This window comes from Amycolatopsis sp. CB00013, assembly GCF_001905755.1.
Taxonomy (GTDB): Bacteria; Actinomycetota; Actinomycetes; order Mycobacteriales; family Pseudonocardiaceae; genus Amycolatopsis; species Amycolatopsis japonica.
The window spans coordinates 1,703,506-1,718,055 of record NZ_LIWC01000001.1 but is presented as its reverse complement, the minus strand read 5'-3'; the positions used below and the strand labels follow the sequence as shown (position 1 = coordinate 1,718,055).

The window sequence follows — 14,550 nt, the reverse complement described above, 5'->3', positions numbered from 1 at the left end:
ATTATGGCGCGGGGTCCTTTGTGGTATCAGGCATTCGAGGCGAGACCCGATGCCCGGGTGCGGCTGTACTGCCTTCCGTGCGCCGGCGGGGGAGCGTCGACGTACCGGCCATGGATGCCCTTCGTCCCGGACTGGGTCGAACTCAGGGCCGTCCGGCTGCCCGGCAGGCAGGCCAGGCACCGGGAGCCCGCGTTCGAAGACTGCGAGACCGCCGCGCAGGCCGTCGCGGAGTGGTTGTCGGCCGAGGAAGGGCCGTACGCGTTGTTCGGCCACAGCATGGGAGCGATGCTGGCGTACCGGGCCACCAGGATCCTGCAGGCGGAAGGTACGGCGTTGCCCGCGCTGCTCGCGGCCGCGTCCTGGCCCGTTCACGGGGTACCGCACGTCACGATGCCGGATCCCGACGACGACGATGACGCCTTCTGCGCGAAAGCGGCCGGGCTGGCCGGCCCGGCGACGGATCTGCTCGACGACCCGGACGTCCGCGCCTTGGTGCTGCCGGTGATGCGAGCCGACTTCCGGCTGTGCCGAAGCTACGTCTACCGCGAGGAAGCCCCGCTGCCGGTTCCGGTGTCGGTGTTCGGTGGGGACGACGATCCGGTCACCCCCGCGGAAACGCTGTCGGACTGGAAGGAATACGGCGAGCCGGTCCTCGGTCCGAGGCTGTTCCGCGGCGGCCATTTCTTCCTGCAGGAGCACGTCGGCGACCTCACCGCGGCGGTGATGACCGACCTGGCCGACGTGCTGGGGTCGAGCCCCACCGGTGACTGAACTCGTTCGTCACCGCGGCGGGTAGCGCCAAGACGTGATTCGCGTGCTCAGACACGTGACTCGCGTGATCAGACACGTTCCGCCTCCAATCACGCGAGATCCGCCCCCAATCACGCGAGTCCCGTCTCCAGCCACGCGAGTGTGGTCCACGCAAGGGAATGCCCCGGCCGGAATCCGGCCGGGGCATTCGACTGAACGTTCCTCAGGACCGCACCGACGACAGCGGCAGCTCCGCCGTCTTGCGCCGAGGCCGGGACCACCGGCGCATGATCGGGCGTTCGACGAGCACGAACAGCAGCCAGGACACGAACAGGCAGAGCAGGAAGCCGCCGACGAGGACCGCGATTCCGCCCAGCGTGCCGAACTGCTTGGCCTCGTACATGCCGCCGACGCCCCATTGACCGCTGAACGCGGCGTGCAGGGAGAAGAACACGGTGACGTGGACGAGGAAGAACGGATAGGACAGATCCCCGAGCCAGACCATCGTCTTGCGGTTGAAGAAGTTCTCCTTGCCCGCGAGGTCGGACGCGGCCATCGAGGTGATCAGCAGCGACACCGGGATGAGCGCCACCGCCTGGAAGCCCGCGATCATGTCGAAGGGCAGGGTCGCGAGGAAGACCACGACCAGCATGAGCAGGGGCACGATCGGCCGGATCGACGGCCAGCGTCCCGTCTGCAGGATACGGGCCATGATCATGCCCGCCCCGAACTCGAACATCCTCGCCGGCGGGAAGTAGAACGAGAACCACTGCTGCGGCCAGGAAACCCCGCCGTCGGAGAAGAAGCTCATCGGCTCGTCCGGCAGGAACACGCGAGCGATCACCGGCATGAGCAGGGCGCCCACGGCCATGATGCCCGCCCACAGCCACAGCCGGTTACCGCGGATCTTCTTGACCAGGAAGAACAAGAGCGGGAATGCCGCGTAGAACAGCATTTCGACCGACAGCGACCACGTGGGGCCGTTCGCCGAGTAGAGGAGGAAGTTCGGATCCGGCAGCCACGACTGCAGGAGCGGGAGGCTCACGAGGACTTCGGTCCCCATGATCTCCCGGCCCGCCAGGACCATCATGACGAGGATGATCGCGCAGACCACGAGGTGGTTCGGGAAGATGCGGAAGAACCGCCGCCGCCAGAACAACCGCGCGGTATCGGTGGGTTCGGACGACCACGTCAGGATGAACCCGCTCAGGATGAAGAACAACGAGAGCGCGATGACGCCCATGTTGCGGGTGATGTACAGGTACGACTCGTTGATGGCGTTGTCGGTGAAGAGCGGGTGGACCATGCCGTGGCTGATGAACACCAGTACCGCGGGGATGATCCGCAGAGCGGTCAGTGAAGGAAGCCTTGTCCTCGCTTTTCCAGCCGGTAGTCTCGTTGTCCTGATTTCATCTTTGGTCGCCATAGTGACCGTCCTTTCGCCGGAATTCGGGGAACACGACTTCCTCCCGTCCTCAGGCCCTTACGATCGCAGGGTGCGAAGTCCGTTCGCGTCTTCCGGAAAGCGCAGTTCCCGATGCACGGGAACAAGAAAACCGGCCGCCCGCGGACAAGAATGTGGTTCCTTGTCCGCGGGCGGCCGGTCGAAGATGCCGCCTGTGTGGGTCGGTCAGACCTTCTCGGCGACTTCGGGCGACTCGGGAGCGCTGTCGATGCTCTTCTCCGCACCGTCAGCGCCTTCCTCGCCTTCGGCGGCTTGCGCGCTTCCGGTGGGCTCGACGTGCCTCAGCCTGGTGGCCGCGAGCACGGCGATCCCGACCATGAGGGCCGCCATGATGGCCGCGACGACGCTCACTCCGCTGCTGAACGCCTCCTTGGCGGAGGCGACCACGTTGGCGCCCGCTTCGCCGGGGATCTGCCCGGCCGTGGCGAACGCTCCCGCGATGCTCTCCGAAGCCGGGCCCGCGACGTCGGCCGGTGTACCGGCCGGGGTCTCGAACGCGCCGCGGTAGACGGCCGTGCCCATGAGCCCCGCGACCGCGACACCGAGCGCCACACCGAACTCGCCACCGGTCGACTGCAGCGATCCGGCCGAGCCCGCCTTCTCCGGCGGCGTGGACGACATGATCAGGTACGGGGTGATCATGCCCGCCGGGCTGCCACCCAGGTAGATGATCGTGATGCCGATCAGCACCGTCGAGACGCCGGCGGTGGGGCTGACCTGGGTGAGCACCACCATGCCGACCGCGGCGAGCAGGCAACCGACGGCGAGCACGTAGCCGGGCTTGACCTTCTGGGCGATGACGTTGCCGATGTTGCCGACGACGACCATGCCGAAGGACGGGATGAGCAGCCAGACCCCGATCTGCACCGGCGAGAGGCCTTCGACCAGCTGCAGGTGCAGCGAAGCCATGAGGTCGATACCGCCCATGACGAACGCCAGCACCGTCGCGATGATCAAGGCCGCGGACACCGTGCGGTTGGAGAACAGGCTCAGGTCCAGCAACGGGTTCGCCAGCGCACGCTGACGCCGGATGAACACAACGAGGCTGACGGCGCCGACCACCACCGCGATGATCGGGAACGCCGCCACACCGCCCCTCGCCATCTCCTTGAGGCCGAAGATGAGCGGCAGGATCGCCAGGAGCGACAGGGCCACGCTGAACAGGTCCAGCTTGCCCGCCTCGGGGTTGCGGGACTCCGGAACCAGGATCGGTCCGGCGATCAGCAGCAGCAGCATCACCGGAACGGCCATCAGGAAGATGGAGCCCCACCAGAACGCGCCCAGCAGGAGCCCGCCGATCACCGGGCCGAGAATGACACCGAGCATGATGGCGGTACCCCAGGCGGCCATGGCGGTCGCCATCTGCTTGGGGTCCTTGAACATGCTCTGCAGCAACGCGAGCACGGTGGGCGCGACGGTCGCGCCCGCGATGCCGAGCAGCGCGCGCGAGACGATCAGCATTCCGGTCGACGTCGAGTACGCGGCCAGGATCGAGGCGATGATGAACACCACCGCGCCGATCATCAGGACCTTCCGCCTGCCGATCTTGTCACCCAGGGTTCCCATGGTGACGAGGAAGCCGGCGATGAGGAAGCCGTAGATGTCGACGATCCAGAGCTGCTCGGTGGCACCCGAGCCGAGATCGGCGCTGATGTGCGGCAGGGACAGGAAGACCGCGGAGATGTCCACGGTCGTCAGCATGGTGGGCAGACATAGGACCAACAGCCCTAGCCACTCACGCCACCCGGCCTTGGCAGAAACGTCGGCTGTGGTCATGTACCTGAGTCCTCTCCTTTGGGTATTTCATAGCGCTGTGACCGATCGATATACCTAGGGTCGCGGTGGTCGAGCACCCGGCGCATCTCATGTTGTGCTTCGTTGGGGTGCGCGGGTTGCCGAACACGGCGATGCGTGTGTACGGACCCCCACAGTCCCGTAGCGGGCGGATGCGCCCATCTCCGAAAGTGCGGACCTTCGCGATGCGAGGCAATCGCGGAGGCGTTCCGTGGTGCGTCGCCATGTGACTCTCGAACGCAGTGGCTGTCGAAGGAAGGGCGAGGAGAGCGCATGACTACGGTTATCGCGGAGATTTCCATGTCTCAGGACGGTTTTCTCGTCGATCGCGCGACCGGGCCGGATCAGGTTCTCGAATGGTGCGGAGGCGGCGGCGCCATCGTGGTGGGCAGGCGGACGTTCGACGCCGCCGACTGGACCGCGGTGCGTTCGGCGCGCATCCCTGTTTTCGTGGTGACGCATTCGGTGCCGACGGGGGACCGGTACGACGACGGCTCGGTCACCTTCGTCACCGACGGCGGGGTCAAAAGCGCGGTGGCGCGGGCGAAGATGCTCGCGGGCGCGATGGTGGTCGGCCTTGCCGGGGCGAACATCACCTGGCAGGCGGTCAACGCGGGGCTGGTCGACGACCTCCGGGTCATCGTGGTCCCCGTGGTGCTGGGGAAGGGAATCCGCGTCGACGAGACGACCTACGGTCCGGTGCGGGTCGAGGGACCGCGTGGCGTCGAGGGAACCGGTGTGACCCACGTTTCGTACCGCAGTGCGAACGCCGCGTGACAGCGGGCGGATGGGCAGGCTCCGCAGAATGCGAGACGTCGGCCGTGGTGAAGAACGGTGAGAATACGGTATCCGGCCCTCATCGAAAGAAGGCGCGGTGTCGGAAGGTGACTGATGCGACCATTTCAGCTTGATGTTCCCGAAAGCCAGCTAGAGGATCTGCGGCAGCGGATCGCCGCGACCCGGTGGTCGCCGGACGTGCCGGGTATCGGTTGGGAGCGCGGTGTTCCGCGTGAGTACCTGGAAAAGCTGGCGGACTACTGGCGTACCGGCTACGACTGGCGCGCGGTGGAGGCGAGGCTCAACGCCATTCCCCAGTACGTCACCGAAATCGACGGGGCGAACGTGCATTTCGTGCACGTGCGCTCGCCGGAGCCGAACGCCAAACCACTCATCGTCACCCATGGCTGGCCGGGTTCGTTCGTCGAGTTCCTCGACGTGATCGGACCGCTCACCGACCCCGTCGCGCACGGCGGCGGCCCGGATGAGGCGTTCCACCTCGTCATCCCGGCGATTCCGGGATTCGGGTTCTCCGGCCCGCTCCCCGAAGCAGGCTGGACCGTGGCCAGGATCGCCAAGGCATGGGCCGAACTGATGCGCCGGCTTGGCTACGAGCGCTACGGCGCACAGGGCGGGGACTTCGGATCGGTCATCTCGCTGGAACTGGGACGCGTCGATCCGGAGCACGTCATCGGTGTGCATTCCAACATGCTGGCGGTGTTCCCGTCCGGCGACCCGGCGGAACTGGCGGACCTCAGCGAGCAGGACCAGGCCCGGCTGGGGCGGCTGGCGCGGTTCGACACCGAGGACTCCGGCTATTTGAAGCTGTTGTCGACCAGGCCGCAGACCCCCGCGTACGCACTCAACGATTCCCCGGTGGGCCAGCTCGCCTGGATCGTCGAGCGGTTCAAGGAATGGACCACGCCGGACGGTGTTCCCGAAGACGTACTGGATCGTGACGCGCTGCTGACCAACGTGATGATCTATTGGCTCACCGGTACGGCCGGTTCGTCCGGGCACCTGTACTACGAGGTACTCGATCAGCAGAAGCAGCAGATGTCCGCCCAGTCGGCGGGCATGCTCGAAGGGCACCGCGAGCTGCCCCTCACCGTGCCGGTCGGTGTCGCCGTGTTCCCGAACGACTGCTTCCTGCCCATCAGGCGGCTGGCCGACCGGGACATCGAGACGATCGTGCACTGGCACGAGTTCGACCGCGGGGGTCACTTCCCGGCCATGGAGGTCCCGGACCTCTACGTCGACGAGGTGCGCACCTTCTTCCATTCGTTGTGATCGCCGAATCAGTTAACCCGAGGGAGAGAACCTCTATGCGAGTCCTGATCCCCGTTGATCCATCGCGCGCGCATCTGTTCCCGATAGTTCCGATCGCGTCGGCGCTGCGGAACGCGGGACACGAAGTACGGCTGGCGTCGTGGGAGGGTTTCTGCGACACCATCAGTGCCACGGGGCTGACCCCGGTCGCGCTCGCGGAGGGCACCACGCTTTCGCCTCACCTGGCCCCTGGTGCGCCGGAACCCCGGCACCCGGACGAATCGGAGCGTTACGCCGACATCCTCGGCATCACCGACTTCGAACTCCGCGACCAGTGGCACGTCTTCTACCAGCAGCTGCTCGTACCGGTCGGCAATTCCCTGCGGGCCGACCGCCCGGAGACCGACGATCTCATCGAGTTCGCCCGTTCCTGGCGGCCGGATCTGGTGATCTGGGACTTCACCCAGCCCGCGGGTGCGGTGGCCGCGCGGGTGTGCGGAGCCGCCAGCGCCAGGATGCCGCCGGGCCGGGACAACTTCGGCTGGGGACTCGAGCAGCTCGCGGCGCACCGTGAGGAGCTCATCGCCGCCGGACTGGACGACAATCCACTCGCGACACTCGTCCGCCCGGTGGCGGAGCGGTACGGCGTCGAGGTCGACGACGAGCTTCTGGTCGGGCAATGGACGATCGACATCTACCCCGAAGGCATGGGCCTGCCCACGTCGTTGAAGAAGGTTCCGATGCGTTGGATTCCGTTCAACGGCTCGGACGCCTTCCCGAAGTGGCTGCACGAGCCGGCGGAGCGGCCCCGGATCGCGTACTGCCTCGGCGAGTCGACCAGGCGATTCATCAAGGGGGACTGGGACCGCACCCCCATCCTGCTGGAGGCTCTGTCCGGTTTGGACGTCGAGGTGGTCGCCACCCTGAACGACGTCCAGCTCGACGGGGCGCCCGTTCCCGCCAACGTCCGGGCCGTCGACTGGCTGCCGCTGTCGAACGTGATGTCGTCCTGCTCGGCGTTGATCCACCATGGCGGCGGAGGAACCTACGCGGCCGCGGCGGCCGTCGGCATCCCGCAGCTCGTCTGCGACACGGAGGAGTCCATCCTCCTGCGCATCGCGGAGGAGGAGGACGCGCCGGAGACCGGCACCTTCCGCACCGAGAAGGAACACGGTGTCCAGGACGTGTCGGACGCGCGCAAGCCGACTCCGTGGATCATGCCGGCGAAGAAGATGGAAGCGACGCCGTGCTCCAACTACGTCATCGACCGCGGCGCCGGTATCCGGTTGAACCACCGGGCGTTCACGGTGGAGGACCTGCGGAAGCAGATCTCCGCCGTGCTGACCGAGAAGTCCTATCAGGACGGTGCGCGGGTCGTGCACGAGGAGTGGAAGGCCATGCCGCTTCCGGCCGAGGTCGTCCCCGTACTCGAAAAACTCACCGCGGAGAACCGGAAAGCCACTCGGTAGCGGTTGCCCCGAACGGGAAGGAGAGATATGTCTGGCAAGAGATCTCAGACCGGCGATCGCGTCGTGATTCTGGGTGGCAGTGTGACCGGGATGTTCGCCGCCGGTGCGCTCGCCGAAAGCTATCGAGAAGTGATCGTCGTCGATCGTGATCAGATCGTCGGCGTCCGTGAGGCACGGCGTGGCGCTCCTCAGGCTCGCCACATCAACGGCCTCCTGGTCCAGGGCGCGCGCAACATGGAGGAGTTGTTCCCGGACATCACCGCCGAGATGATCGCCGCTGGCTGTCCGATGACCGACCTGTCGGGCACGGTCCGCTGGTACTTCGGCGACAAGCCGCTGCGCCAGATCCGGGCCGGCCTCACCAACGTGGGCTCGACCCGTCCGGTGCTGGAGTACCACCTTCGTGAACGGGTCAAGGCGCTCGGCAACGTGACCTTCATGGAGGGCTACGACATCACCGGCCTGGCCACCACACCGGATCGCTCCCGGGTGACCGGCGCACGGGTGCAGTCGCGCGACGACGGTGGCGAGGAAGTGGTGGTCGAGGCCGACCTGGTGATCGATGCCACCGGCCGCGGGTCGCGTACCCCCGTCTGGCTCGAGGGCCTCGGCTATCCGCGGGTGGAGGAGGAAGGGACCAAGGTCGGCGTCGGCTACGCCACGCGGCAGTACCGGATGCGGTCGGATCCCTTCGGTTCCGACCACTCGATCATCTGCGTGGCGAACCCGGCGCTTCCCCGCGGCGCGATCTTCACGAAGACCGACGGTGGCAAGGTCGAGCTGACCACGTACGGGATTCTCGGCGATCACCCGCCGACCGATCCGGAAGGCTTCACCCTCTTCGTCAAGTCGTTGGTCGCACCGGAGATCTACGAGTCGATCGTCGAGGCCGAGCCGCTGACGGACCCGGTGCTCTTCCGGTTCCCGACGACCCTCCGGCGTCGCTACGAACGCATGGCGCGACTGCCCGAAGGTCTGCTCGTCATGGGCGACGCCGTCTGCACGCCGAGCCCGGTGTTCGCTCAAGCGCAGTCCCTCGCGGCGATCGAGGCGCTGGCCCTCCGCGATCAGGTACGCAGCGGGGTGCCGCCGCAGCCCCGCGAGTTCATGGCCCAGGTCGGTCGCATCATCGACCCGGCATGGGAGATGACGGAGGCCATGAACCTCGTCCACCCGCGGATGGAAGGCCGCCGTACCCGGAAGGTCCGCTTCCTGCACTGGTACATGAAGCGGGTTCAGCAGGCCGCCCTCACCGACCCCAAGGTCACCGAGGCCCTGATGCGTTCGGCGGGTCTCGTCGATCAGGACGCGCTGCTGCGCCCCGGCGTGATCTGGCGGGTGCTTCGCTCGCGCCCCTGACCGGGTGCGCGAAAAGGGCCTGGGCCGGATTCGACGGGATGTCGAGTCCGGCCCAGGCCCTCAAGCTTTGCGGTTTTGGTCTGTGCTGCTTCAGTTCTTCTTCGGTGACAACGCGGTACTAGGCCGCGCCGGGTTCCTCGCGCAGCGCCACCGCCACGACCGACGAGGCGAAGCCGGTGAGATCGGGGTCCTCGAACAGCAGGCCGACATCCACCGTGACGCCGAGCTCGTCCTCGATCCTGGCGACGATCCGCACGGCCGAGATGGACTGGCCCTGCAGATCGAAGAATGTGAGTTCGTGGCGCCCGTCCGGCATCCCGAGAACATCTTTCCAAATCTTCTCGACATGGTTTTCGATCGCCGTCGATGTTCGCTCGCGCGGGTCGCGATCTGTCATTCTCCGCACTCCTTTCGGAAATGATTCGTCGTCCATTGTCCGTGGGTGCGGAAAGGGCGGCATCCTTCCGCTTGCGGCCTTGGACGTGCGGTGCCGGCGCCTTTCGGGGCACGGCAATGGACGAGAAGCGTTCGCGCGGCGGCCCGTGTGACGATTCCTCCGTGGCGAAGGAAAAGGACGCGAACGTGGGCGGCACCCCGCGATTTCGTGCTGGGGAAGTCGTGGCTTCCCGCGCGCAAGAAGGGCTCTGGTTACTGGAGAAGCTGGTGCCGAATACCGCGGCGTACCGTATCTGTCGCCGGTACGAGGTGACGGGTCCTTTGCGCATCGACGACCTCAGGGCCGCCTGGCGAGCGGTCGTGGCCCGGCACGAGACCCTGCGGACGACGATCGTCGGAACCGGCGGACGGCCGGTGCAGCGGATCACGGCCGATCCCGCGGAATCGTTCGCCTTCGCCGAATTGAGCCATCTTTCCGCGCCGGAACTCGACTCTTACCGTGCCGGACTCGTTTCGGAGTCGCTCACCCTCGAGGACGGGCCGCTCGCCAGGCTCACCGTGATCCAGGAGGCTCCGCGGCGATTCGACGTCGTCCTCGTCCTGCACCGGGCGGTCGCCGACGAGCACTCGGTCTCGATCCTCGTCGAGGAGCTCTCCGAGAACTACACGCGGGCCTGCGGTGCTTCTGGGCCCGTCGCGCAGTACGCCGATTACGCGCGATGGGAGCGCGCTCAGGAGGAGACACCGGAGTTCGGCCGTCTGCTGGAGTGGTGGACCTCGTCGATGACGCCGGTGCCCGCCTCGCCGGTGCTGCCGACAGACCGGGCCAGATCGGTGCGACCGGTCATGAGCGGCGACAGGTTGCCGTTCGACTGGGGTTCGGAGATCGGGCGTGGGCTCGCCGAATTCAGCCGATCCGAGCGGGTGACCCCGTTCGTCGTCCTGCTCGCGGCGTTCCAGTCCCTGCTCCACCGCTACGGCGGCGAGGACAGGGTCGCCGTGGGTGTCCCGTTGTCCACGCGTCCGGGGGAGTTCGCCGGCGCTCTCGGGCCCTTCGAGAACCTGGTCGTGCACCAAGCGGATTTCGCCGGCGCACCGTCCTTCCGGGAGCTGACGAGGCGCGTGGCACGGGTGGCGCAAGAGGCGTCCGACCATCGGATGCCGGGGTTCCGGCACCTGGTCCGTGCGCTCGAGGCCGACCGCGATCCACGCCGGATCCCGTTCTGCGACGCCATGTTCGTCCTCAGGGAGCCGGAGGCCGCACCCGAACTGTCCGGGCTCGAGGTCCGGCCTCGCGTGCTCGGGACCGGCACGGTCGGCACCGATCTGACCCTGACCGTGGACCAGGTGGCGCCCTCGGTCGCCGGAACCCTGGCTTTCCGCGACGACCTGTTCGGTGTGGAGCAGGCCTCGATGGTGCTCGCCCAGCTGCGCGTCCTGCTCGGTGCCGCGCTCGCGGCACCCGACGTCCCGCTGGACGAGCTGCCGTTGGACACGGCCTACCGGGGAGCGGCGACGGCCCGTGCGACGGACCGGATCGACGACGCCGTCGTCATCGGCGAACCGGTTCAGGAATCGGTACGCCGTCACGCCGCGCTGGCACCCGACAGCGCCGCCGTCGTCTGGAGCGGCGGAGTTCTCACCTACGGCGCCCTGGAGCGCGAGGTGACGATGGTCGCGGATCATCTCCAGGCCTTCGACGTGGCCGGAGCGGCCGTGGCCGTCCGGATGACACCGGGAGCCCGCCAGGTCGCCGCCTCGCTGGGAGCCCTCCGTGCCGGCGCGCATCTGATCTGGCTGGGCACCGGGGAGCTGGGGGAGCGCGGCAGAGCCGTGCTGAGCGCGACGCCGCCGGCGTGTCTGCTGGGGGAGTGGGACCAGGACGAGGACGACCTGGCCCGCTGGTATCGCGACGAACTGGGCGGCCGCATCGTCGACATCGGTGGCGTGGTCCGCGGGGGACCGGTTCGGCAGGCCGGGGAACCGGTGGCGCCGCAGGAGACCGCGTACATCGCCTACACCTCAGGGTCGACCGGCACTCCGAAAGGGATCCCGCAGACTCACCTCGCCTTCGCGCAGTTCGTCCATTGGCTGGCCGAGACCTGCGAAACGGGGCCCGGCGCACGGGTGGCGCAATGGGTGGCCCCGGAACACGATCCGAGCCTCTGTGAAGTGTTCGCGACGCTGGCCGCCGGCGGGACGTTGTATCCGGTGCCCCAGAAGATCCGGGTCCATCCCGGCAAGCTCCTCGACTGGCTCGTCTCGGAACGGATCACGTTCCTCCAGACCGTCCCCAGTTTCGCGAGCGAGCTGCTGAAGGAGATCGAGGACCGGGGCGCGGGCGAGCGGCTGGGCGCCCTGAAATGCCTGGTGCTGATGGGCGAAGCGCTCCCGAGGGAGCTGGCGAACGCTCTGCGCGCCGCCTTGCCGTCCGTCCGCCTGGTGAACATGTACGGCCCGACCGAGACGATCGCGGCCACCTGGCACGAGATCTCCTCGCCCGTGGACGGCGTGGTGCCGATCGGCGAGCCGATCCCGGGTCGCCAGGTGCTGTTGCTGGGCGACGACGATCGTCCTTGCCCGGCCGGGGTCACCGGCGAGATCGTCATCCGGAGCCCGTATGTCACGCGGGGCTATGTCGGCGGCGGCAACGGTGAGGCGTTCCGGCCGGTGCGCGGTCTCGGAACGGACGTCCGCTGCTACCGCACGGGTGATCTCGCCCGGTTGCGGTGGGACGGGCTGCTGGAATTCCGCGGTCGCCGTGATCTCCAGGTGAAACTCCAGGGCAATCGGCTCGAGCTCGCCGAGGTCGAGGCGGCGCTCGCCGAGCACGACTCGGTGGCGGAGTGCGCGGTGGTCTCGGTGTCCGACGAGCGCGGGCTGGTGGTCCGGCTGATCACCTACGTCAGGGCCCGGAAAGCCTCGCCGGGCCGCGCCGACACCGAAACGTGGCGAGGTCACCTGCGGCGCAGGTTCGGCGACGCGGTACGCCTCATCTCGTTCGAACCGGTGAGCGCGCCGTTGCCCCGCACCGCCGGCGGCAAGGTGGATCGCCGCCGCCTGCCGAAGCCGCGCGCACGGTCCCTGGCCGCCCGGCCACCACGTCCGGGTACGGAACAGGAGCTGGCTGCGATCTGGGCGGCCCTGGGCGTACATCCGGCCACCGCGCTGGAGGGGTTCTTCACCGCGGGCGGTGATTCCGTGCTGATCCCCGCACTCGGCGACCACGTCCGTGCACGGTTCGGCGTCGACGTCCCCGTCGCGGAGTTCTTCGCACACAGCACGCTGGCAGGCATGGCTGCCTTGATCGAAGCCGCGGGAACGCGCGAGGACGCGGCGGCATGACCGATGTGGGCAGCCGACACGGTTGTCACCGAACGACCCGGAGGAGAAATTGTGACTCGGACTGAGACAGAGCATGCGGTCGCCTTCGACGGCGAAGGCCTGAGCATCGCGGATCTCCGTGCGGTGGCCGAGCAAGGGGCGTCCTGCTGGGTGCCGCCGTCCGTGCTGGAGCGCGCGAAGGAAAGCCGGGCGAGGTTCGAGGAGATCGTCCGCCAGGAGATCCCCATCTACGGGGTCACCACCGGTTACGGCGAGATGATCTACATGCTGGTCGCCACCGAGAAGGAGGTGGAGCTGCAGACCAACCTGGTGCGCAGCCACAGCGCCGGCGTCGGTCCGCTGTTCGCCGAACACGAGGCGAGGGCCATCGTCGCCGCCCGCCTGAACGCGCTCGCCAAGGGGTATTCGGCGGTGCGGCCGGAGGTGCTCGAACGGCTCGCCCTGTACCTCAACCTCGGCATCACGCCCGCCATCCCGGAGATCGGGTCGCTCGGCGCGAGCGGTGACCTGGCGACGCTTTCGGCCATCGCGATCACGCTCATCGGCGAGGGGTACGTCCTGCGCGACGGGAAGAAGGTGCCGACCGGTGAGGTGCTCCGCAGCCTGAACATCGAGCCGTTGGAACTGCGCTTCAAGGAAGGCCTGGCGCTGATCAACGGCACCTCGGGGATGACCGGCCTCGGTGCGCTCGTCGTCGACCGGGCGATGACCCAGGTGAAGCACGCGGAGATCGTCTCGGCACTGATGATCGAGACCCTGCGCGGTTCGACCAGCCCGTTCCTGCCGGAAGGCCACGACGTGGCGCGTCCGCATCAGGGCCAGATCGACACCGCGGCCAACATGCGGGCGCTGATGCAGGGCAGCCTGCTGACCGTCGAGCATTCGGATCTGCGACGCGAAGTCGCGGACGGCGGCGACAAGAGCGGCGGCGACGGCAAACTGCACGAAGAGGGTGTGCAGCGCACGAAGGTCTACCTGCAGAAGGCCTATTCCCTGCGCGCGATCCCGCAGCTCGTCGGCTCGGTCAGGGACACGCTCTACCACGCGCAGAACAAGCTCGACATCGAGATCAACTCGGCCACCGACAACCCGTTGTTCTTCGAGGGCAAGGAGATCTTCCACGGGGCGAACTTCCACGGCCAGCCGATCGCGTTCGCCATGGACTTCGTGACGATCGCGCTGACCCAGCTCGGGGTGCTCTCGGAGCGGCAGACCAACCGGCTGCTGAACCGTCACCTTTCCTACGGGCTGCCGGAGTTCCTCGTCGCGGGCGACCCGGGGCTCAACAGCGGCTTCGCCGGAGCGCAGTACCCGGCGACCGCGCTGATCGCGGAGAACCGGACGATCGGCCCCGCCAGCACGCAGAGCGTTCCGTCCAATGGGGACAACCAGGACGTCGTCAGCATGGGCCTCATCGCCGCGCGCAACGCGCGCAGGGTCCTCGAGAACAACGAGAAGATCCTCGCGGTGGAGCTGCTGGCCGCCGTGCAGGCGGTCGACATCTCCGGCCGGTACGAAGGGCTGAGCCCGGCTTCGAAGGCCGTGTACGACAAGGTGCGCTCGCGGATCCCCACCCTGGACCGTGACCGCTACATGTCCGACGACATCGAAGCCGTGGCCGAGATGCTGGCCGGTGGCGAGGTCGTCCGCGCCGTCGAGGAAGCGGGCATCGAGTTGCGCTGACGAGGCAACGAAAGTGGGGACCGGCGGTTGCCGGTCCCCACTTTCGTATGTCGCCCGCTGCTGTGTCGGGTATTGCCGGTATCGGGGAAGTGCGAAGGGGTCGTGAGTGGCAATGACGGTTCCTATGAGGGGTAAGTCAAAGGTGGCGTGGGGTGCCGCGCTCCGCCGGTCCGTGAAGGCTTCCTGTCTGCTGTGAGGGTGGGGGAAGGGTCTTCGCGGGCTTTCCGCCTGTCGAACGTGTCG

The 14,550-nt window shown here is 67.6% G+C and carries 10 protein-coding genes; 7 read left to right on the top strand and 3 right to left on the bottom strand.

Going from position 1 to position 14,550, the window contains the following annotated elements:
* Positions 1-3: 3 nt before the first annotated feature.
* The gene (locus AMK34_RS07705) at positions 4-771 is read left to right on the top strand and encodes a thioesterase II family protein (RefSeq protein ID WP_073843925.1); all 768 of its coding nucleotides are present in this window, start codon (positions 4-6) and stop codon (positions 769-771) included.
* A gap of 202 nt (positions 772-973) precedes the next feature.
* Here AMK34_RS07705 and AMK34_RS07700 read toward each other — a convergent pair whose 3' ends face one another.
* Positions 974-2,176 carry an acyltransferase family protein gene (locus tag AMK34_RS07700; RefSeq protein ID WP_073843923.1) on the bottom strand — a complete coding sequence of 401 codons (1,203 nt, stop codon included), beginning with the start codon at positions 2,174-2,176 and terminating at the stop codon, positions 974-976.
* Between the two features lie 204 nt (positions 2,177-2,380).
* Positions 2,381-3,916 carry an MFS transporter gene (locus AMK34_RS07695; RefSeq protein ID WP_063777809.1) on the bottom strand — a complete coding sequence of 512 codons (1,536 nt, stop codon included), beginning with the start codon at positions 3,914-3,916 and terminating at the stop codon, positions 2,381-2,383.
* A 393-nt stretch (positions 3,917-4,309) separates the two neighbouring features.
* On the opposite strand from AMK34_RS07695, the gene AMK34_RS07690 reads away from it, so the two are divergent.
* From AMK34_RS07690 to AMK34_RS07675, 4 genes are all read left to right on the top strand, one after another.
* Entirely contained in the window at positions 4,310-4,786 is a 477-nt protein-coding gene (locus AMK34_RS07690; protein WP_158073274.1) for a dihydrofolate reductase family protein, read from the top strand.
* 114 nt (positions 4,787-4,900) lie between these two features.
* Positions 4,901-6,076: an epoxide hydrolase family protein gene (locus tag AMK34_RS07685; RefSeq protein ID WP_073843920.1), complete on the top strand. Its 1,176-nt coding sequence runs from the start codon at positions 4,901-4,903 to the stop codon at positions 6,074-6,076.
* Positions 6,077-6,111: 35 nt separating this feature from the next.
* Positions 6,112-7,524: a nucleotide disphospho-sugar-binding domain-containing protein gene (locus AMK34_RS07680; protein WP_073843918.1), complete on the top strand. Its 1,413-nt coding sequence runs from the start codon at positions 6,112-6,114 to the stop codon at positions 7,522-7,524.
* Positions 7,525-7,551: 27 nt separating this feature from the next.
* On the top strand, positions 7,552-8,883 hold the full coding sequence (locus AMK34_RS07675) for an FAD-dependent oxidoreductase (protein ID WP_073843916.1): 1,332 nt from the start codon (positions 7,552-7,554) through the stop codon (positions 8,881-8,883).
* Positions 8,884-9,001: 118 nt separating this feature from the next.
* On the opposite strand, the gene AMK34_RS07670 is transcribed toward AMK34_RS07675, so the two are convergent.
* Complete coding sequence (locus AMK34_RS07670; RefSeq protein WP_038512379.1) at positions 9,002-9,280, bottom strand: phosphopantetheine-binding protein; 279 nt, start codon at positions 9,278-9,280, stop codon at positions 9,002-9,004.
* A 161-nt stretch (positions 9,281-9,441) separates the two neighbouring features.
* Between AMK34_RS07670 and AMK34_RS07665 the strand changes: the two genes are divergently transcribed.
* On the top strand, positions 9,442-12,624 hold the full coding sequence (locus tag AMK34_RS07665; protein ID WP_198941643.1) for a non-ribosomal peptide synthetase: 3,183 nt from the start codon (positions 9,442-9,444) through the stop codon (positions 12,622-12,624).
* A 51-nt stretch (positions 12,625-12,675) separates the two neighbouring features.
* On the top strand, positions 12,676-14,307 hold the full coding sequence (gene cmdF / locus AMK34_RS07660; RefSeq protein ID WP_038512382.1) for a tyrosine 2,3-aminomutase: 1,632 nt from the start codon (positions 12,676-12,678) through the stop codon (positions 14,305-14,307).
* Positions 14,308-14,550 lie beyond the last annotated feature (243 nt).

Bases quoted from the DNA above. Each gene is read 5' to 3' on its own strand.
- AMK34_RS07705 (WP_073843925.1), top strand. From the start codon at position 4: ATGGCGCGGGGTCCTTTGTGGTATCAGGCATTCGAGGCGAGACCCGAT.
- AMK34_RS07675 (WP_073843916.1), top strand. From the start codon at position 7,552: ATGTCTGGCAAGAGATCTCAGACCGGCGATCGCGTCGTGATTCTGGGT.
- AMK34_RS07685 (WP_073843920.1), top strand. From the start codon at position 4,901: ATGCGACCATTTCAGCTTGATGTTCCCGAAAGCCAGCTAGAGGATCTG.
- AMK34_RS07670 (WP_038512379.1), bottom strand. From the start codon at position 9,280: ATGACAGATCGCGACCCGCGCGAGCGAACATCGACGGCGATCGAAAAC.
- AMK34_RS07680 (WP_073843918.1), top strand. From the start codon at position 6,112: ATGCGAGTCCTGATCCCCGTTGATCCATCGCGCGCGCATCTGTTCCCG.
- AMK34_RS07695 (WP_063777809.1), bottom strand. From the start codon at position 3,916: ATGCTGACGACCGTGGACATCTCCGCGGTCTTCCTGTCCCTGCCGCAC.
- AMK34_RS07700 (WP_073843923.1), bottom strand. From the start codon at position 2,176: ATGGCGACCAAAGATGAAATCAGGACAACGAGACTACCGGCTGGAAAA.
- AMK34_RS07690 (WP_158073274.1), top strand. From the start codon at position 4,310: ATGTCTCAGGACGGTTTTCTCGTCGATCGCGCGACCGGGCCGGATCAG.